19 protein-coding genes are annotated in these 18,072 nt (G+C 64.7%); 9 read left to right on the top strand and 10 right to left on the bottom strand.

What is annotated here, in order from left to right; genetic code table 11:
* Positions 1-4: 4 nt before the first annotated feature.
* Both lptF and lptG read left to right on the top strand, forming a co-directional pair.
* Complete coding sequence (gene lptF / locus TZ53_RS00185; RefSeq protein ID WP_044660030.1) at positions 5-1,225, top strand: LPS export ABC transporter permease LptF; 1,221 nt, start codon at positions 5-7, stop codon at positions 1,223-1,225.
* Positions 1,226-1,228: 3 nt separating this feature from the next.
* Positions 1,229-2,332 carry an LPS export ABC transporter permease LptG gene (gene lptG, locus TZ53_RS00190; protein WP_025549741.1) on the top strand — a complete coding sequence of 368 codons (1,104 nt, stop codon included), beginning with the start codon at positions 1,229-1,231 and terminating at the stop codon, positions 2,330-2,332.
* Between the two features lie 61 nt (positions 2,333-2,393).
* On the opposite strand, the gene TZ53_RS00195 is transcribed toward lptG, so the two are convergent.
* On the bottom strand, positions 2,394-3,461 hold the full coding sequence (locus tag TZ53_RS00195; RefSeq protein ID WP_044660031.1) for a fatty acid desaturase family protein: 1,068 nt from the start codon (positions 3,459-3,461) through the stop codon (positions 2,394-2,396).
* Positions 3,462-3,614: 153 nt separating this feature from the next.
* On the opposite strand from TZ53_RS00195, the gene TZ53_RS00200 reads away from it, so the two are divergent.
* Entirely contained in the window at positions 3,615-4,772 is a 1,158-nt protein-coding gene (locus tag TZ53_RS00200) for a hypothetical protein (protein WP_044660032.1), read from the top strand.
* Between the two features lie 118 nt (positions 4,773-4,890).
* On the opposite strand, the gene TZ53_RS00205 is transcribed toward TZ53_RS00200, so the two are convergent.
* Entirely contained in the window at positions 4,891-5,793 is a 903-nt protein-coding gene (locus TZ53_RS00205; protein WP_025549739.1) for a diacylglycerol/lipid kinase family protein, read from the bottom strand.
* 66 nt (positions 5,794-5,859) lie between these two features.
* On the opposite strand from TZ53_RS00205, the gene TZ53_RS00210 reads away from it, so the two are divergent.
* Positions 5,860-6,741: a metallophosphoesterase family protein gene (locus TZ53_RS00210; protein ID WP_044660033.1), complete on the top strand. Its 882-nt coding sequence runs from the start codon at positions 5,860-5,862 to the stop codon at positions 6,739-6,741.
* Positions 6,742-6,831: 90 nt separating this feature from the next.
* Here TZ53_RS00210 and TZ53_RS00215 read toward each other — a convergent pair whose 3' ends face one another.
* The 7 genes from TZ53_RS00215 to TZ53_RS00245 all read right to left on the bottom strand — a co-directional run bounded on the left by TZ53_RS00215 (position 6,832) and on the right by TZ53_RS00245 (position 13,509).
* Complete coding sequence (locus TZ53_RS00215; protein WP_044660034.1) at positions 6,832-7,365, bottom strand: DUF2239 family protein; 534 nt, start codon at positions 7,363-7,365, stop codon at positions 6,832-6,834.
* A 67-nt stretch (positions 7,366-7,432) separates the two neighbouring features.
* Positions 7,433-8,206, bottom strand: a complete 774-nt coding sequence (xth, locus tag TZ53_RS00220) for an exodeoxyribonuclease III (protein WP_044660035.1) — start codon at positions 8,204-8,206, stop codon at positions 7,433-7,435.
* Positions 8,207-8,315: 109 nt separating this feature from the next.
* A complete protein-coding gene (erpA, locus tag TZ53_RS00225) occupies positions 8,316-8,642 on the bottom strand; it encodes an iron-sulfur cluster insertion protein ErpA (protein WP_025549736.1) in 327 nt (108 codons plus the stop codon).
* A gap of 77 nt (positions 8,643-8,719) precedes the next feature.
* A complete protein-coding gene (locus tag TZ53_RS00230; RefSeq protein ID WP_170825562.1) occupies positions 8,720-9,442 on the bottom strand; it encodes a M23 family metallopeptidase in 723 nt (240 codons plus the stop codon).
* A 109-nt stretch (positions 9,443-9,551) separates the two neighbouring features.
* Positions 9,552-10,361 (bottom strand): ferritin-like domain-containing protein, encoded by an 810-nt coding sequence (locus TZ53_RS00235; RefSeq protein ID WP_044660036.1) that lies wholly within the window; start codon positions 10,359-10,361, stop codon positions 9,552-9,554.
* Entirely contained in the window at positions 10,358-10,819 is a 462-nt protein-coding gene (bcp, locus tag TZ53_RS00240) for a thioredoxin-dependent thiol peroxidase (RefSeq protein WP_044660037.1), read from the bottom strand. Before bcp ends, TZ53_RS00235 begins: the two co-directional genes overlap by 4 nt.
* A 2-nt stretch (positions 10,820-10,821) precedes the next feature.
* A complete protein-coding gene (locus tag TZ53_RS00245) occupies positions 10,822-13,509 on the bottom strand; it encodes a bifunctional [glutamine synthetase] adenylyltransferase/[glutamine synthetase]-adenylyl-L-tyrosine phosphorylase (protein WP_044660038.1) in 2,688 nt (895 codons plus the stop codon).
* An 82-nt stretch (positions 13,510-13,591) separates the two neighbouring features.
* Between TZ53_RS00245 and TZ53_RS00250 the strand changes: the two genes are divergently transcribed.
* Both TZ53_RS00250 and TZ53_RS00255 read left to right on the top strand, forming a co-directional pair.
* Positions 13,592-13,783: a hypothetical protein gene (locus TZ53_RS00250; RefSeq protein ID WP_025549732.1), complete on the top strand. Its 192-nt coding sequence runs from the start codon at positions 13,592-13,594 to the stop codon at positions 13,781-13,783.
* A gap of 155 nt (positions 13,784-13,938) precedes the next feature.
* Entirely contained in the window at positions 13,939-14,271 is a 333-nt protein-coding gene (locus tag TZ53_RS00255) for a hypothetical protein (protein WP_044660039.1), read from the top strand.
* Positions 14,272-14,280: 9 nt separating this feature from the next.
* On the opposite strand, the gene ypfJ is transcribed toward TZ53_RS00255, so the two are convergent.
* On the bottom strand, positions 14,281-15,150 hold the full coding sequence (gene ypfJ / locus TZ53_RS00260; protein ID WP_044660040.1) for a KPN_02809 family neutral zinc metallopeptidase: 870 nt from the start codon (positions 15,148-15,150) through the stop codon (positions 14,281-14,283).
* Positions 15,151-15,308: 158 nt separating this feature from the next.
* Between ypfJ and TZ53_RS00265 the strand changes: the two genes are divergently transcribed.
* The 3 genes from TZ53_RS00265 (at position 15,309) to TZ53_RS00275 (ending at position 17,992) form a co-directional block, all read left to right on the top strand.
* The gene (locus TZ53_RS00265; RefSeq protein ID WP_044662741.1) at positions 15,309-16,487 is read left to right on the top strand and encodes a patatin-like phospholipase family protein; all 1,179 of its coding nucleotides are present in this window, start codon (positions 15,309-15,311) and stop codon (positions 16,485-16,487) included.
* Positions 16,484-17,278, top strand: a complete 795-nt coding sequence (locus TZ53_RS00270; RefSeq protein WP_025549729.1) for a 3-hydroxybutyrate dehydrogenase — start codon at positions 16,484-16,486, stop codon at positions 17,276-17,278. The genes TZ53_RS00265 and TZ53_RS00270 overlap by 4 nt, the downstream gene beginning before the upstream one ends.
* Positions 17,279-17,437: 159 nt before the next feature.
* The gene (locus TZ53_RS00275) at positions 17,438-17,992 is read left to right on the top strand and encodes a hypothetical protein (RefSeq protein ID WP_044660041.1); all 555 of its coding nucleotides are present in this window, start codon (positions 17,438-17,440) and stop codon (positions 17,990-17,992) included.
* The last annotated feature ends 80 nt before the right edge of the window (positions 17,993-18,072 follow it).

The following is an 18,072-nucleotide window of genomic DNA, read 5'->3' on the forward strand; positions in this document are numbered from 1 at the left end:
AGAAATGCTGACCGCCACCGACAGATACCTCGCCCGCCTGATCGCCCTGCCCATGCTGGGGACGCTGGTGATCTCGGCCATGCTGCTGGTGCTCGACAAGATGCTGAGCCTGTTCGACTTCGTCGCGGCGGAGGGCGGGCCGGTCAGCGTCGTGTGGCGGATGCTGGCGAACATGATGCCCGAATATCTGTCGCTGGGCATTCCCATCGGCCTGATGCTGGGCATCCTGCTCGCCTTCCGGAAGCTGGCCCTGTCGTCGGAACTGGACGTGATGCGGGCCGTCGGCCTGTCCTATGGCCGGCTGCTGCGCGTGCCCTATCTGTTTGCGATCGCGCTGGCGCTGCTGAATTTCGGCATTGTCGGCTTCGTCCAGCCGCTGTCCCGCCATGCCTATGAGGCGCTGCGCTTCGAACTGCGGTCGGGCGCGCTGGGGGCGTCGATCAAGGTGGGCGAATTCACCAATCTGGGCAAGCGCATGACCCTGCGGATCGAACGCAGCCTGGACGAGGGCCGCAACCTGCAAGGGATTTTCGTGCGCGCCGTCGGCAAGGACGGCCAGACCGTGGCGGTGACGGCGGCGCAGGGCAGTTTCCTCGCCACCGACGATCCCGACACCATCATCTTCCGCCTGCGCGATGGCGTGCTGGTGAACGACGCGCCCAAATACAAGTCGCCGCGAATCCTGTCCTTCTCCAGCCACGACCTGCCCATCGACCTGCCGCAGATCGAGAAATTCCGCGGCCGCGACGTCGACCGGGAAAAGACCATCCCCGAACTGGTGGTGATCGGCCATGATCCGGGGACGCCCGACAAGCTGCGCAACGAGATCCGCGCCAATTTCCATTTCCGCATGGTGGAGGTGGCGATGATGCTGCTGCTGCCGCTGGCCGCGCTCGCCTTCGCGATTCCGCCGAAACGGTCCACATCGGCGCTCGGCGTGTTCCTCTCCATCGTGTTCATCGTGACCTATCACAAGGTCAACGAATATGGTCAGGGCGTGGGATCGCTGGGCAGGATCGACCCGATCATCGCGCTGTGGGGACCGTTCCTGCTGTTCGCGGGCCTGATCCTGTGGATGTACCATGTGATCGCGCACCGGCCCGGCGGCCAGCCGATCGCCGCGCTGGAATATGCCTTCGCCAAGATCGCCAAGCAGTTCCTGCGGCTTATCGGCCTCGTCCGGCGGCGGCCAAGGGCGGAAACCCCGGCGGAAGGAGCCGCCTGACCCATGCATCAGCTCAACTTCTTTCCGTCGCGCCAGCTTAGCTGGTACATGGCCCGGCTGTTCCTGACCCGGACCTTCGCGGTGCTGGCGATGCTGGTCGCGGTGCTCCAGACCCTCGACCTGCTGGGCGAATCGGGCGACATCCTTGCCTATGCCGGCAATGGCGATGCGCAATTATGGCATTATGTGGCGCTGCGGGCGCCGCAGATCGTCGCCCGCTTCCTGCCCTTTTCGGTGCTGCTCGGCACGCTGATCATGCTCGCCAGCCTCAACCAGAACAGCGAGATCATCTCGATGAAGGCGGCGGGGCTGTCGGCGCACCAGATATTGGCGCCGTTGCTGGCTGCGGCGCTGGGCGTGGCGCTCATCAGCTATGCCTTCAACGAGCGGATCGTGGCGCGGTCCACCGCCCGCCTTTCCGCTTGGCAGGCCGTCGACTATGGCCCCCTGCCCCCCGACAGCGGGGTCAAGACCAGCCCATGGGTGCGCGACGGCAACAATCTGGTCACGGCCGCCATCGTCGCCGGACGGGGCACGGCGGTCCAGCTCCGCAAGGTGGAGATATTCAACCGGATCAACAACACGCTGACCACCATCGTCCAGGCGCCCAGGGGCCATTATGACGCTTCGGCCAGAAGCTGGGTGCTGGAGGACGCGCGGCAGTTCGACGTCGCGCGTGGGACGGAGCGGCAGATCGGCACGGTGCGCTTTGGCCACGACATACGGCCCGATCAGTTCACCTTGGCGAAGGTCGACCCGGATGCGCTGACCTTCGGCCAGTTGCAGGCGGCGATCAGCGACCTGCATGATGCGGGGCGGCCGACGGCGGAGCTGGAGGGCAGCCTCTGGCACAAGCTGTCGGGACCTTTGTCGGCGCTGCTGATGCCGATTCTGGGGTCGGTGGCCGCTTTCGGGCTGGCTCGATCGGGACAGTTGTTCGTGCGCGCGGTGATGGGGATGGCGCTCGGCTTCGCCTATTTCGTGGCGGACAATTTCTCGCTCGCCATGGGGAACCTCGGGGCCTATCCGCCCTTTCTGGCAGCCTGGGCGCCGTTTCTGCTATTCCTGCTGGTGGGCGAGACGGTACTGTTCCGGACGGAGGAATAATCCTCGCCCCCGGAGATGACATGCTCCTGCCCTCTCGGGAGCACCAGCGGGGGCGGTGGAGTTAACGCTTGCCCATCGTCGAGCGCGCGATCTTCCCCACCAGCGGCCACATGCCGGGATAGTTGCCCTTGTGATAGGGCGAATCGCTCGCCAGCGTCGCCACCAACCGCTTATGGGCCTCCCCCAGCGCGTGATAGGGCACGCTCGGCAGCAGATGATGCAGCGCATGGTAGCGCAGCCCCACCGGCGCCCAGATCGCGGCGAAGGGCGACGGCGGCGGCACATTCACCGAGTCCAGATATTGCGCGGTGACGGTCATCGCCTCGCCCTCATTTTCCCACAGATGCGCGACCAGCGTGCGGAGCTGGTTGATGACGGTCATGCCGGAATGCACCGCCATATAGGTGAGCAGCGGCTTCCATCCGAAGGCGAAGATGCTGCCGACCAGCGCCAGCGCGAAGAGACACGCGCCCGCCTCCTGCCACATCCACTGGCGGGCAAAGTCTCCCTCCGGCGCGCGGCGGCGATAGGCGGGGTTGATCGAGAGCGCGGAAAATTCCGCCACCACCCTTCGCCGCAGCGGCGGGACCATCAGGCTGAGCGGCGTCAGCACGGCGAAACGCAGGATGAGGCCCAACGGCGCCAGCGCCGCCACCAGGATGAACAGCGGCAGCGACCAGGGCTTCATCAGCGCCAGCGGCAGATATTCCGGATCATTCGCCGTGCCGTAGCGGGTGCGGGCATGATGCTGCGTATGCACCTCTTCATACATGAATGACGGGATCATCAGGGGGATGCCGACGATCAGGTTCCAGCCAAGGCGGAAACCCGGCAGCGCGCCCTTGCGGATGTGGGTCAGCTCATGGATGAAACTGGCCGCGCGATAAAGCGCCAGCATCGCCGCCAGGCCGAACGCCAGCATGAGAGCGGCATCGCCGGTCAGGATCGCCCCGGCCAGCGCGGCATAGCCGACAAGAGCCGATGCCAGCATGTCGGGCCAATAGATGGCGGGCCGGGCCGTCGACAGTTCGCGGGTCAGGTCGGCCGCCGCGCGCAGCATCGCCGCATCGTCGGGGATCGCGCTTTTCGTCCGCGACGCGGCTGCAATAAGGGGATCGTGCACAGTCATGCCGTGGTTCCTAAAGGGTAAATGCGCTGCAATTGGGGCAGCAACATGACGATTTGGTCATGATGATCCCATCCGCTCATGTCCCGATTGACATTCCCGGAACAAGCGCCGAACTGCTCTGCCCAAACCTCTCCAGCGAAAGCGTCCTGCGCCGTGGCCAATCAAGAACTGGTGATTACCCCCGTAACTTCCAAGGCCGACCGCAAGGCTTTCGTCGATCTGCCCTGGCGGCTCTATGCCGGCGATCCCAACTGGGTGCCGCCGCTGAAGGATGAGGTCTACAGCCTGATCACGCCGGGCAAGAACCCCTTTTTCGGCCATGCCGAGGCGCAATATTTCCTGGCCCGCCGCGGCGACAGGGTCGTGGGACGGGTGTCGGCGCATCTCGATCATCTGGCGCTGGCCCAGCCCGCCGAGCAGGGCATGGGGCCGGGCACCGGCAATTTCGGTCTGTTCGAGGCGGAGGATGCCGAAACCGGCGCAGCCCTGATCGCGACGGCGGAGGGGTGGCTGCGGGCCAAGGGCATGACCCGCGTGCTGGGGCCGATCTCACTGTCGATCTGGGAGGAGCCGGGGCTGCTGATCGAAGGCTTCGACCACAGGCCGACGGTGATGATGGGCCATGCGAAGCCGGAATATCGCGCCATGGTGGAGGATGCGGGCTATCGGCCGGTCAAGCAGCTCAAGACCTATGAACTGGACATCACCCGGCCATTCCCGCCGCTGATCCAGCGCATCGTCCAGTCGGGCGAGAAGAACGAACGCATCCGCATCCGCAAGGTCGACAAGTCGAAATTCGACAGCGAAGCGGCGATCATCCTCAGCATCCTGAACGACGCCTGGGGCAATAATTGGGGCTTTGTGCCGATCACCGACGAGGAGGTCGCGCATTTCGGCAAGCAGTTGAAGCCCATTGTGTTCAACGACCTCATCATGATCGCGGAGCTGGAGGGTGAGCCTGTCGCTTTCATGATGACGCTGCCCGATCTCAACGAAGCGATAGCGCCGCTTAACGGCTCGCTCTTTCCCTTCGGCTGGGCGAAACTGCTCTGGTGGCTGAGAAAGCCGAAGGTGCGGACCATGCGCGTGCCGCTGATGGGCGTGGTGCAGCGGTTGCAATCTTCCCGCATGGCGAGCCAGCTTGCCTTCATGATGATCGAATATATCCGCCGCAGCGCGACCGCGCATTATGGCGCGACGCGCGGCGAGATCGGCTGGGTGCTGGACGACAATCAGGGCATGAACGCCATTGCCGACGCCATTGAGAGCAAGGTGAACAAGGTCTATCAGGTATATGAAAAGCCCCTTTAGGCGCTGTCTGCATCCCATAGGCTTCCCGTTGGAGGGGATGAAGGGACGCGAGCAGAAGCACGCTTCTGCTTTGGCGCCCATGCTGAATTCAGCCTGAAAGCCCGCCCAAGGAGAATGGTTAAGGCACCGCCACATCCACCGCGCCGGCCGCGATCTTCACCATGGCCGGCGTCTTCGCCAGCACTTCGCCGTCGATGGAAATGCTCTGCGGCGGCGCCGTTTCGATCCGGAACGCCTTGCCGCGAAACTCCTCCGTCTGCGCGTCCCGGTCGCGCAGCTTGAAGAATTTGGCGTACCAGTCCCAGGCCAGCCGGGCGTGGCTGCGCCCAACCACCGCCTGGATCACGATCTCCCCGGTGTCCACATCCGCCTGATCGGACAGTTCCACCCCGCCATGATAGGGGCCGTTGAGGATGCGTACTTCCGTCGCCCACATGCTGCGCTGCCTGATCCCATCGTCCAGCATCAACCGGAAAGCGCGAAAGCCTATGGAGCATTTGACCGCCCAGAGCAGATAGCCGATCCGTCCCAGATAACGCTTCAACTTGTGCGGCACCGTCTCCCCGATCCGGGGGGACAACCCCAGCGAGGCCGCATTCACGAAATAGTCCCGGTCGATCATGCCCAAGTCGATTCGCCGCCGCCGGCCGCCGGATATGACCGCCACCGCCCCTTCCAGATCGAGCGGAATGCCCAGCGTCCGCGCAAAACTGTTCGCGGTGCCCAGCGGCAGCACGCCGAAGACGCAGTCCTTGCCCACCAGCTCATCCACAGTGCCGGACAGCGATCCATCGCCGCCGCCGACGATCACCATCGGCGCGCCGTCCGCGATGGCCCTGCGCACCGTTTCCTGCAATCGCTCCGGCTCCTTCACCGCATGGGCTGCGATCAGGCGCAGGCCCGCTTCCTCCAGCCTGGCCTTGGCATCCTTGAACAGGGCTTCTCCTCGGCGGGAATGCACATTGACGATCAGCGCCGCCTCATGCGGCAGGTTTCTGACGGGCGGGGATGTCGTTTCCATGCCTCGACAACACGCAACTGCGCTCCAAGGTCCGAAACCATAAAAGGCCTTGCCCGTTCATGGTTCATGGCCCGCATCGCTCATCTGTCGGATATTCATTTCGGCGCCCATGATCCCCGCATCGTCACCGCCACCGAGGCCTGGCTGCAACAGCATCAGCCGGACCTGGTGGTCATCAGCGGCGATTTCACCCAGCGCGCGAGGCGCGAACAGTTCCGGCAGGCCGCCGCCTGGCTCAACCGGCTGCGGTCGGCGGGCATGAAGCTGCTGGTGGTACCAGGCAATCATGACATTCCGCTCTACGATCTGGCGCGCCGCTTCGGGGCGCCGCTGCGCCGCTACAAACATTATATCAGCAATGATCTGTGCCCTTTTTACGAGGATGATGCGGTCGCGATATTGGGGCTCAACACCGCGCGATCGCTGACGATCAAGGATGGGCGGATCAACCATGACCAGATGGACATGCTTCGCGAAAGATTCGCGCGGGTCGCGCTGGAGAAGACGCGCATCCTCGTCACCCATCACCCGCTCTTCGCCATGCCGATCGGCAAGGGCGGCGAGTTGAGCGAAGCTGTCGGAAGGCATGAGGATGCCGTACGCGCGGCGGCGGAAGCAGGCATCCATATCGCGCTGGCCGGCCATTTCCATCGCACCTATGCGGAGGCGGCGGAGAAGATGGTGGCGCATTCGGGCGGCGCGCTGGTGATCCAGGCGGGAACGGCGACCTCCACCCGCCTGCGCAATGCCGAGCCGCAAAGCTTCAACTGGCTGCACGTTCACCGCCATGACGAGATAGAAGTGCAGGTGGTGGTATGGGACGGCGCCAGTTTCCAGCGAGGCCACCATATCGGCTATTTCAAACAGGGCGGCGCGTGGATCGGGCAGGACATGGCCGATCCGGCGGCCCTGCCGGGAATTCAGGTAGCGGAAAAGGCGAGAAGCTGAGGCTGGCAGGCTGTGTGGGGAGGTGGAAACCGATTGTCTGCTGAAAAGGATGCGACAACGCAAAGTTAGAACGCACGCCCAGCGTCCGATTCAACGCGGCGCGCTCTGGTCGAATGCTCCCTGGGCAAGGGCCGCGCCATGATCCCGGATGGCGCGGGGCCAGTCGGCAGCAGCAAGGTCGAACCCCGCCTTGTCCCTTGCATAGAGCGCGCGAATGGCGTCCTCATAGCCGGGCCGGTCGCCCGCCATCACCGTCAGAAAATGATAAGCCGCGTCCATCGCCGCGCGAGGCGATGGCTTTGTGTCCGCATCCTTGCGCGCCGCATCGACCAAGCGCCGCAGCGTCACGGAAGCACCGCCGGGCTGCGCCGCCAGCCAGTCCCAATGCCGGGGGAGCAGAGTCACTTCACGCGCCTGAACGCCCAGCCGGGGCCGCCCCCGGCCGCGGGAAATCTCCTGCACTGGACCGCGCAGATCGATATCCACCTGCCGCCCGGTGCTGTCGTCGAACAGCAGCAGAGACTGCGCCTGCGTCCCCATGGCATGAAGCGTTGCCCGCAGCTCTTCCTCGTCACCCGTCGCAATCCAGAGGTCGCCCGCAAAGGCGGTCAAAGTGCGCGTCATGCCGAAATCTCCTTCGGCACAACATTTATTATCCGGGTAAAATAGAGTCAATAACGTCCGGGTAAAATTATTCGGTCAGTTCCGCCCAGACAGGGGCATGATCGCTGGCCTTTTCCCGCCCACGAAAATCCTTGTCGACCTGCGCGTCGATCAGGCGGTCGGCGGCGGCGGGACTGAGCAGCAGATGATCGATCCGGAACCCCGCGTCGCGTGGCCAGGCGTTCATCTGATAATCCCAATAGGTCCATATTCCGCCCGCCGGGTGCCGGGAAGCGATGGCATCCGTCCAGCCGTCGCCCAGCAGGCGACGATAGGCGGCGCGGCTTTCCGGCTGCATCAGCGCGTCGTCGGCCATCGCCTTGACCGAATAAACGTCCCTGTCACGCGGAATGACATTATAATCGCCCGCCAGGATCGCCGGCACTTCCTCCGCCCAGATTTCCGCAGCGCGAAGGCGCAGACGCTTCATCCAGCGCAGCTTGTAATCGAATTTCGGTCCCGGCTGCGGATTACCGTTGGGCAGGTAGATGCTGGCGACGCGCAGCCCCTTTACATCGGCTTCCAGATAGCGGCTATGCTCGTCCTCCGGCTCCCCTTCCAGGCCGCGGCGGACCTCCACCGGCGTCTCGCCGCGCGCAAGGATGGCTACCCCGTTGAACCCCTTCTGCCCGTGCCATATCGCGCCATAGCCGACATCTTCGATGTCCTTGACCGGGAAAGTGTCGTCGGAGGTCTTGATTTCCTGAAGACAGGCGATGTCGGGGCGGGTCTCGTCCAGCCACTCCAGCAAGCGCGGCAGGCGCGCCTTGATTCCGTTGATGTTGAAGGTGGCGATGCGCATAAGGGCCTGTCTTTCTTTCGGTCGGCCTGAATCGCATCAAACCGGCGCGTGCCCTTTTAAGGAAATGAAGGGCTTCGACAAGCTCAGCCCGAACGGGGAGAGAGCGCTATCAGACCGAGAAGCTGGTGCCGCAACCGCAGCCGGCGGTGGCGTTGGGGTTCGTCACCTTGAAGGCCTTGCCGCCCAGATCGGACACGAAATCGACCGCCGAACCGCGCACCAGATCGATGCTGACGTCATCCACCACCAGCGTCACGCCGTCGCGCTCGACCATGATGTCGTCGGGCTCCACCGCCTCGGCCAGACCGAAGCGATACTGGAAGCCGGAACAACCCCCGCCCTCCACTGCCAGACGCAAAATGGCGGGCTTGCCCTGCTTGGCGGCAATGGCGGCCACGCGGGCAGCGGCAGAGGGCGTAAGATCGATGTCGGTCATGACGTTTAAATAGGATCAAGCAAAAGGCCCGACAAGCTTTCGCGTGCCGGGCCTTGGGAAAGAGAAAAAAGTTCGGCTCAGTCCGCCGCCTTTTCCTGGGCCTTGGTCGGGCCGCCCATGGCGATCGGCGGCTTGGTGTTCATCGCCACCAGATAATCGGGTCCGGCCACGAAGGGGATCGGGTTGATCGCCTGGCCGTCGACGCGCACCTCATAATGCAGATGGCTGCCGGTGGAACGGCCGGTCGAACCCATCAGGCCGATCAATTGGCCGCGATGGACATAGCTGTTGGCGGCGACCAGCAGCTTCGACATGTGGCCGTAGCGCGTTTCCATGCCGCCGCCGTGAGAAATCTGGACCAGATTGCCGTAACCGCTGGCCCAGCCGGCGCGGCTGACGATGCCGTCGGCGGTCGCGTAGATCTTGGTGCCGGTCGGGCCAGGGATGTCGATGCCCTTGTGCATGCGGGCGCCGCCATTGAACGGGTCGGAGCGGACACCGAAATTGGAGGTCAGGGAGAGTTTCTCCACCGGACGCCCGGAGGGGATGTAGTTGCTCGACTTGGCCTGCCCGTCGAGCCGCTGAAGGCTGGAGAAGAGATTGGAGAAGCCGACATCGGCCGGGCCGAGCGTGCTGGTGTTGATTTCCGACGCATCGCCATAGGGATCGTCTTCATCTGCCTTGGCCTGAGCCGGGACTGCGGCGCAGAGCGCTCCCGCCATACCCAACGCTCCAGCGATTTTAAGTGCAGAACGGAACCATCGCGCAGCGCGCGCATTATCAGAATGAAGAACCAACATGCCGACCCCGACTCTCGACCGGAGGCTTTGCGCCTCTCGGCCTAATCCCCACGTTTCCAAAATGCGGCTGATGCCGCCACCCGCTGGAACAAAGAGGACATGTCCCGCCTTATTGTGCAAGCGGCGTGTAAAATTCCCGCGTTAAACCGGCTTGTCGGCGCGCCGAGTCGTTGAACGGAGGTTTCAACGCACCCCGAAAGTGGCGTTTCACAAGGATTTGGTAATGTTTTGCGGGGTTCACGCCCAGTCGTTTCGTCGCATGGCCGAACCATGTCGTCCCGGCGGAGACGTGGCGAATCTCATCTGTCATGATCCTCTGCAACATGCGCGCCGACATTTCATCGCCCGCTCCCCGGAAGCGGACGATGGTAGCCGGGGTGATGTCCAGCGCACGCGCTTCCAGCACCATCGGCACGATGGCAAGGCGGGCGAGCGCATCATGCGCCGTCTCGCTCGCGGCCTGCCATAGCCCGTCATGCGCCGGCAAAGCGCCGTAAAAGCTGCCGAACTGCCGCAGACGCCGGTCGAGCAGCGCGAAATGCATGGCTTCGTCGGCGCCCACCCGCATCCATTCACCGGTGAATTCCGGCGGGAATTCCGCCCCGAACCGCCCGATCAGGTCGAAGGCGAGATCGATGGCCACGAATTCGATATGGGCAAGCGCATGGAGCATCGCGATCCGCGCCCGTTCCGAACCGATCCTGCCGCGCTTGGGCATCTGGTTGGGCGGCAAAAGTTCGGGCTTTCCCGGGCGCGCCGGGCGATCCGGCATGGCGGCATCGAAGCGATGCGCCAGCCGCCCAAGCCGCCAGTTCCTTGCGACCGCCCGGGCCGCCATCAGCTTGGCCAACGGATCGGGGGTCAGCAGCACATGGGCGCAGGCCGCGCCGACGCTGTCGATGGAAACAGGAAGCGTCAAAGGCCTTGTCCGGCCTCCAGCACCTCGGCGGCATGGCCCTTGACCTTCACCTTGGGCCAGACGTGCAGGATCTTCCCGTCAGCCCCCACCAAAAAGGTCGCCCGCTCGATCCCCATATATTTGCGGCCGTAAAGCGACTTCTCGACCCAGGTGCCGAAAGCCTCGCACATCTCGCCCGGCTCGTCGGAGGCGAGCGTGACGGTCAGCCCGTATTTTTCGGCGAATTTCTTGAGCTTGGCGGACTTGTCCTTGGATATGCCGACCACCGGCACGCCCAATGCCGCGAAATCGGCGGCGAGCGCGGTGAAATCCTTGGCTTCGCTGGTGCAGCCGGGCGTGTCCGCCTTGGGATAGAAATAGACGACCAGGGGCTTGCCCCTGTAGCGCGCCAGGGTGAAATCCACCCCATCCGCATCCTTCAGCGTCACTTCAGGCACGGCGTCGCCCACATCCAGCATCGTCATTCCTCCTTGAAGGGCGCCGCCAGCGCCGCCCATGCGTCACCGACCCTTTGCCGGGCCTTACCGTAGCTTTCAAGCAGCGCGTCCCAGCTTTCGACCCCGCAGGCCCGCGCGACGAGAGGCCGGGTGGCTTGCGGAGGTTCGGTCGATTTCGGCGAAACGAGGCGGGAAACGACGAGAAAGCGGGTGATGAGATCATGGGCCGGGATCAATTCGCCCGGCAGGTGGCCGGCCGCCGCAAGCTGCTCCAGCGCGGCGCGCAGATCGGGGTCGAACGCCATATTGTGGCGGAACTGGGTGACGTGGATCAGGAATTCCAGGTCTACCAGCCCGCCCGGCACCAGCTTCACGTCCAGATCGCTCGCGGGCGGTTTGTGCCTCGCGATGTCCCCCCGCATCTTCACCGCATGGCGCGCCAGTTCATCGAAATCGCGCTGCCGCTCAAGCGTTTCCGTCAGGATCGCGCCCAGCGCCGCGCGCGCGGCATCGGAGCCGAAGACCGGGCGGGCGCGCGTGAGCGCGAGATGCTCCCAGGTCCACGCCTCCTCCCGCTGATAGCGGGCGAAGCTGTCCAGGCTGACCGCCAGCAGCCCTTGCGCGCCGGAGGGGCGAAGGCGCGTGTCCACCTCATATAACGGGCCTGCCGCGGTGTGCACCGACAGGGCATTGGTGATGCGCTGGCCAAGGCGGTTGAAATATTGCGTCGCGCCCAACGGCTTCGCGCCGTCGGATTCGGTTTCGAAGCTGCCGGTGAAGAGATAGACGAGGTCGAGGTCGGACGCATGGGTCAGCACTCCGCCGCCCAGCCGGCCCAGCGCCAGGATCACCATCTCGCCGCCGGGCACTTTTCCATGGGCGCGCTCGAACTCCGCGACGGTGGCGGCGCCCAACGCCTCGATGGCGGCTTCGGCCACGCGGGAATAGCCCCGGCCCGCCTCCAGCGGATCGCCGCCGCGAATGATCTGCGCGCCCAGAGCGAAGCGGCGGTCGTTCACGCGTTGGCGCACCCGGTCCAGCAGCGCCTGATAATCCTCCCCCTCCTCCAGCCGGGCGAACTGGTCGGCCAATATCTCCACAGGAGGCGGCGGATCGAAGGCGGAGGTGTCGATCAGCCCGTCGAGCAGTTCCGCCCGCCGCCCCAGCGCGTCGGCCAGCGTCGGCGCATGGCTCAGCAGTTCGGCCAGCAGTTCCACAAGGCCGGGTCGCGCCGCCAGCAGCTTGAAGAAGTTGATCGCGCTCGGCAGGCGGCCGACCAGATCGTCCAGCCGGTTGAGCGCCCGCGCCGGATCGGGCGCCGCGGCCAGCGTCCGCATCAGGCCCGGCAGCAATTGCTCCAGCGCCTCCCGCGACGCGCCGCTGCGCAATGCGCGGACCGTGCCCGATCGCCAGCGCGCGATCCGCGCCAGCGGCGTTTCCGGATCGGCAAAACCCAGTTCGGCAAGCTGCGCCTTCAGCCTCTCCTCGTCCAGCGACAGGGATTCATCGGGCGTCGCTGGGGTCAGCCGGTCGTAATTGCCGCCCACCCACTGCACATGCGGGCGCAGCAGGTCGAGCAGCGCTCCGCCATCCTCCAGCCCGTGCAGGCGCGCGACATTATCCAGCGCCTCGGCCGACCTGGGCAATTCATGGGTCTGGCGATCCTCCACCATCTGCAACCGGTGCTCGACGGTGCGGAAGAGGACATAGGCCTCGTCCAGCCTGGCGGCGACCTCCGCTTCGAACACGCCGGCGGCCGCCAAGGCACGCAAGGCTTCCCGCGTATTGCCCGACCGCAGGGAAGGATCGCGCCCGCCATGGATGAGCTGGTGCACCTGCGCGAAGAATTCGACTTCCCTTATGCCGCCACGCCCGCGCTTGAGGTCATAGCCCGGCCCGAACGCCTGACCCTGCGAATAATGGTCGCGGATTCGGCGGGAGATGTCCGTGATCGCATCGATGGCCCCGAAATCCAGACTGCGGCGCCAGACGAAGGGGCGGATCGCCTGCATGAAATAATCGCCCAGCGGCAGGTCGCCCGCCGCCGGTCGGGCCCGGATGAACGCCGCCTGCTCCCAGCCGAGCGCGGTCGATTCATAATAGCCGATCGCCGCCTCCACCGGCAGGGCGATGGGCGTCGCCTCCGGAGAGGGGCGCAGGCGAAGGTCGACGCGGAACACATAGCCGTCGCCGTCCCGGGCATTCAGCAGTTCGCTGACCCGCCGGCCAATGCGCACGGCCGCGTCCGCCGGGTCTTCCCGCTCGCCATGGGGCAGCGTCTTCGGGTCGTAGAGCAGGATCGGATCGATGTCCGACGAATAGTTCAGTTCCCGGCTGCCATGCTTGCCGAGCGCCAGCACCACGAAGCCCCGCTTCTCCGCGTCCGGATAACGCTCCGCCATGGCGGCGGCCAGCGCCTGCTCCAGCGCCTGGTCGGCAAAGTCCGACAGGGTGCGCGTGACCCGGTCCAGTCCCCAGACGCCCGCCAGATCGGCGGCTGCGGTCACCAAGGCCACCGCGCCACGCCTGCGCCTCAGCGACCGGGCAATGCCGTCATCGGGCGCCGCCACCTGCTGCGCGGCGGCCCAGGCCCCTTCGAAATCTCCGCTCTCCACCAGATCGGCAACATCCGGAAAGCGATCCAATTGCCGGGCCAGGAAAGGCGAATGCGCCCTGATCCTTGCCGCGACCGCCAAACGGTCCGTCACCATGAATCTCCCATAATGGAGCCGATATTGCGTGCCATTGCGACGAACACCAGAAACTTTTGCGCCGCTTGGCAGTTATCTTACCATGGAAATGCAACGAAAACCCCTCAGCCGGTCGGCCCGGATTCAGGATGGCGCGATCCGCCGCGTCCTGAATATCGGCGTTCCGCAACCCTATGAGGGCATCGGCAATGCGTTGCGTTCGACCTTCCGTGCGGGTAGCGGCGCTGTTCCGGACGACATGCTCGACCTGCTGGAGAAACTCGACCGGCATTAGTTTCCGTCGGATCGGCCCAGACCCACCGCGCTCCTGCGGAGGAGCGGGGCGTCGAGGGGACCGCCGCAGTCTAGGCTAGCCACCTTCACAAGGGGCGACAGCATTTTATTTACGATCCGCGCCTATGATGACGCGATCATGAATGGACGCGCCCCATGATCTACAAGGCCTTTGCCGCCGTGACCCTGATCGCGGCTCCGATCATCGTATTGACGGTGGAAAGCTTCGTTCCCCAATCCAGTCAGGCCGTGCCGTCCGCGGCGATTGTTCCGGCTTCAGCGCCCGTGGTGATGCCCGCCCAGGCCGCGCCGTCCCCAACGCCGCCCCAAGACAGCGGCGCCCAAGATCCGGGCGCTGCGGACTTCGGCCAGCCCATGCCCGAAGCCGGCAGACCCTTCCTCGCCCCGGGCGCAGGGCTGCCCGCTGCGCCCGTATCGAACCCGACGCCGGTCGAAGGCGTGCAGCCGTCCGACGAGGTGCCCGAATAAGGCCGGACCTCACATTCCCTTGAACGTGTCGCATTGCGCGGGATCGCCGCTGTCGAGTCCCTTGCGCAGCCAGGTCATTCGCTGTTCGCTGGTGCCGTGGGTGAAGCTTTCCGGCACGGGACGGCGGCCGGCCGCCTTTTGCAGCGTATCGTCGCCTATGGCTTGCGCCGCCTTCATCCCCTCCTCCAGATCGCCCGATTCCATGAGGCCGGTGCGCTTGGCCCAGACGCCCGCATAACAGTCCGCCTGCAATTCGACCCGCACCTGCAGCGCATTGCCCTGTTCCTCGCTGACGGCGCGCTGCCGCTGGTTCACCTCGCCCAAAGTCCCCTCCAGATCCTGCACATGATGGCCGACTTCATGCGCGATCACATAGGCTTGGGCGAAATCGCCGGGGGCGCCGAAGCGCTGGCGCAGTTCGGTGAAGAAGTCGGTGTCGAGATACACTTTGCGGTCATTGGGGCAATAAAAGGGGCCCATGGCGCTTTGCGCCGCGCCGCAGCCCGACACGCCGCTCTGGGAATAGAAGTAAAGGACCGTCGGCTGATATTGCCGGCCGGCCTGCTGGAAGAGCGGCCCCCAGACGCGCTCGGTCGATCCCAGCACCTTCAGGGACCAATGCTGTATATCGCTGAGTTTGGAGGTATCGCGGCTGACCTCGCTCCCCTGCGGCATCTGGCCGCCACCCCCCATCAGGCTCAGGGGATTGACGCCCATGACCGCCAGAATGATCAGCACCACGACGATCCCGCCGCAGCCGAAACGGCTGCCGATCAGCGGCAGCAGCAGGCCCAGACCGCCGCCCATCCCGCCGCCGAAGCCGCCGCGACCCTCCTGGATCTCGAAATTGGTGCTTTCCCGTTCGTCGTCGAGCCGCATCTCGTCCCTCTCTTTCCTTGCCCTGCCTATTCCATTCCGTCGCCGGTGGAAACGTCCCCGATGCAATGCGGGTTGCGGCGAGCGCACCGTCCCATGAAGAGAATGTAACGAGACATTCAGTTGGAATGCCGGAAGACTATTCTATATTGCGCTGCGACATGGCCGACACCGAATCCCAGCCGCGCAGGCGCGCCAATATGCCGCTTCCCCTCCCCCGCGAAGTCGCCCTGTTGCTGCAGGGCGGCGGAGCGCTCGGCTCCTTCCAGGCGGGCGTCTATCAGCGGCTGGACGAGTTGGGAATCGACGTCAGTTGGGTCGCGGGCATTTCGATCGGCGCGGTCAACGCCGCCATCATCGCCGGCAATCCGCCGCACAAGCGCCTCAGCCGGCTCAAGAAATTCTGGCTGACCGTCTCCGGCGGCATGCCCAATGTCGTCCTGCCGGAAATCGACCATATCCGCGAGGCCGCTCATCTGATGGCGGCGGGCACGGTCGCGACCTTCGGCGTGCCGGGCATGTTCCGCCCACGCCTCTGGCCCGCGCCGCTGATGCCGGAAGGGACGGCCGGCGCGATCAGCTTCTACGACAGTGCGCCGCTGAAGGACACGCTGGACGCCTGCATCGACTGGGACCTGCTGAATGACGGGCCGGTGCGGCTGTCGGTGGGCGCGGTGGATGTGGAAAGCGGCAATTTCGCTTATTGGGATACGCGCGGCCGGGGCGGCAACACCCGGATCGACGCGCGCCACATCATGGCGTCGGGCGCTCTGCCACCGGGCCTGCCGCCCATCGAGATCGACGGGCGCTGGTATTGGGATGGCGGCATCGTGTCCAACACCCCGCTCGCCCATGTGCTGGACCATCAGAGCGAGGATATGCTGGTGTTCCAGGTCGATCTGTTCCCCGCCGAAGGGCCGATGCCCCGGCAGATGACCGATGTCTATTCCCGGACCAAGGACATTCAATATTCCAGCCGCACCCGCCAGGTGACGGACCAGTATCTGCGGCTGCGCAAGGAGCATAAGGCGATCCGCGCCCTGCTCGACAAACTGCCGCCCGAATTGCAGGAGGACGCGGACGCACAGCGGCTGCGCCAGTTGCTGGACGTGGGTTCGGTCAACATCGTCCACCTCATCTACCGCAGCCGCGCGTGGGAAAGCGGAGCGCGCGACTTCGAATTTTCCCGCTCCACCATGCTCGACCACTGGGCGCAGGGCCGCGACGCGGTGGAGGAAGTGATGCACAAGGGCGACCTCATCGCCCGCAACATCGTCAACGGGAAAAGCTCCACCTTCGACCTCGACGCCCCCGACCATCTCAAGGAGAAGCAGGCATGAGCAGCCAATTCCTGTCCGGCAAGACCGCCCTCATCACCGGATCGACCTCCGGCATCGGCCTTGCCTATGCCAAGGCGCTGGCCGGGGAAGGCGCGAATGTCGTCATCAACGGCTTCGGAGATGCGGACGCGATCGAAAAGGAACGCGCCGGGCTGGAGGCGTTGAGCGGGGCGAAGGCGCTCTATAGCGGCCATGACCTCACCAGAACCGAGCAGATCGAGGCGATGATGAAGGAGGCGGCGGACGCATTCGGCGGCGTCGACATCCTCATCAACAATGCAGGGGTGCAGCATGTCGCGCCGGTCGAGGATTTCCCGGTCGACAAATGGAACCTCATCATCGCGCTCAACCTCAACAGCGCCTTCCACACGTCCCGTCTCGCCATTCCCTTCATGAAGGAGAAGAAATGGGGACGGATCATCCAGACGGCTTCGGCGCATTCGCTGACGGCCTCTCCCTATAAGAGCGCCTATGTGACGGCCAAGCATGGCCTTGCCGGTTTCACCAAGACGCTGGCGCTGGAGCTGGCGACCTTCGGCATCACGGCGAACTGCATTTCGCCCGGCTATGTGTGGACGCCGCTGGTGGAGAACCAGATTCCCGACACGATGAAGGCGCGCGGCATGACGCGGGAGCAGGTGATGAACGACGTGCTGCTGGCGGGGCAGCCGACCAAACAGTTCGTCACGGTCGATCAGGTGGCGTCCATGGCGCTTTATCTATGCAGCGATGCCGCCGCGAACATCACCGGCGCCAATATGAGCATCGACGGCGGCTGGACCGCGCAATAGCCATATCCATCCCGGTCATCGGCGCGCAATTCCTTAACATGGATTGTGTCATATTGGGGACAGCGGGAAGGATTTGTTTTCATTGAGGAAACCTGATGCGACCAGCGCAGGTTATCCCCTCCGACACGCCATGCGGCGAAATTGGAAAAGGGACTCCTCATGAAGAAATATCTCATTGCGGCCGCACTTGTTGCGGCGCTGCCTTCCGTCGCGTCCGCGCAGGAGGAAACGGCGCCCGACGGCACCCAGGCCTTCGGCGTCGAACCCTATGTCGGCATATTGGGCGGCTATCACACCTTTGACCGTGGCACCGAATTCGGCAGCGTGCCCGGCGAGACGATCATGAACGGCGCGATCATCAGCGGCGTCGCGGGCGTCAACGTGCCGCTCGGTCCCGTCTTCGTGGGCGTCGAGGGCAATGCCACCAAGGGTTTCAGCGACATCGACTGGGAATATGGGGTGAAGGGCCGCTTCGGCGCGCGGGCCGGTGAAAGCGGCATGATCTTCGCGTCGGCCGGCTATCAGTGGGTCAACGGCAAGGGCGGCTGGCCGGACCGCAAGGACTGGATGTACGGCCTGGGCGTCGAGGTCGGCCCGAAGGACATCGGTCTGGGCGGCGTCACGGGCAATAGCGGCATCCGCCTGCGCTTCCAGACCGAAACCTATGATTTCGACAGCTTCCGGCCCACGGCTGGCGTGATCTTCCACTTCTGATCCCTCCCATGGCATCGGCAGGAGCGCCCGTCGGCAACGGCGGGCGCTTTTGCTTTGGGGAAACAGGCTGGACATGCCGA

The organism is Sphingobium sp. YBL2 (assembly GCF_000943805.1).
GTDB lineage: Bacteria > Pseudomonadota > Alphaproteobacteria > Sphingomonadales > Sphingomonadaceae > Sphingobium > Sphingobium fuliginis.

Excerpts from the sequence above, each read along its gene's own strand:
- lptF (WP_044660030.1), top strand. The coding sequence starts at position 5 with ATGCTGACCGCCACCGACAGATACCTCGCCCGCCTGATCGCCCTGCCC.
- lptG (WP_025549741.1), top strand. The coding sequence starts at position 1,229 with ATGCATCAGCTCAACTTCTTTCCGTCGCGCCAGCTTAGCTGGTACATG.
- TZ53_RS00195 (WP_044660031.1), bottom strand. The coding sequence starts at position 3,461 with ATGACTGTGCACGATCCCCTTATTGCAGCCGCGTCGCGGACGAAAAGC.
- TZ53_RS00205 (WP_025549739.1), bottom strand. The coding sequence starts at position 5,793 with ATGGAAACGACATCCCCGCCCGTCAGAAACCTGCCGCATGAGGCGGCG.
- TZ53_RS00210 (WP_044660033.1), top strand. The coding sequence starts at position 5,860 with ATGGCCCGCATCGCTCATCTGTCGGATATTCATTTCGGCGCCCATGAT.
- TZ53_RS00215 (WP_044660034.1), bottom strand. The coding sequence starts at position 7,365 with ATGACGCGCACTTTGACCGCCTTTGCGGGCGACCTCTGGATTGCGACG.
- xth (WP_044660035.1), bottom strand. The coding sequence starts at position 8,206 with ATGCGCATCGCCACCTTCAACATCAACGGAATCAAGGCGCGCCTGCCG.
- erpA (WP_025549736.1), bottom strand. The coding sequence starts at position 8,642 with ATGACCGACATCGATCTTACGCCCTCTGCCGCTGCCCGCGTGGCCGCC.
- TZ53_RS00230 (WP_170825562.1), bottom strand. The coding sequence starts at position 9,442 with ATGTTGGTTCTTCATTCTGATAATGCGCGCGCTGCGCGATGGTTCCGT.
- bcp (WP_044660037.1), bottom strand. The coding sequence starts at position 10,819 with ATGCTGGATGTGGGCGACGCCGTGCCTGAAGTGACGCTGAAGGATGCG.
- TZ53_RS00245 (WP_044660038.1), bottom strand. The coding sequence starts at position 13,509 with ATGGTGACGGACCGTTTGGCGGTCGCGGCAAGGATCAGGGCGCATTCG.
- TZ53_RS00250 (WP_025549732.1), top strand. The coding sequence starts at position 13,592 with ATGGAAATGCAACGAAAACCCCTCAGCCGGTCGGCCCGGATTCAGGAT.
- TZ53_RS00255 (WP_044660039.1), top strand. The coding sequence starts at position 13,939 with ATGATCTACAAGGCCTTTGCCGCCGTGACCCTGATCGCGGCTCCGATC.
- ypfJ (WP_044660040.1), bottom strand. The coding sequence starts at position 15,150 with ATGCGGCTCGACGACGAACGGGAAAGCACCAATTTCGAGATCCAGGAG.
- TZ53_RS00265 (WP_044662741.1), top strand. The coding sequence starts at position 15,309 with ATGGCCGACACCGAATCCCAGCCGCGCAGGCGCGCCAATATGCCGCTT.
- TZ53_RS00270 (WP_025549729.1), top strand. The coding sequence starts at position 16,484 with ATGAGCAGCCAATTCCTGTCCGGCAAGACCGCCCTCATCACCGGATCG.
- TZ53_RS00275 (WP_044660041.1), top strand. The coding sequence starts at position 17,438 with ATGAAGAAATATCTCATTGCGGCCGCACTTGTTGCGGCGCTGCCTTCC.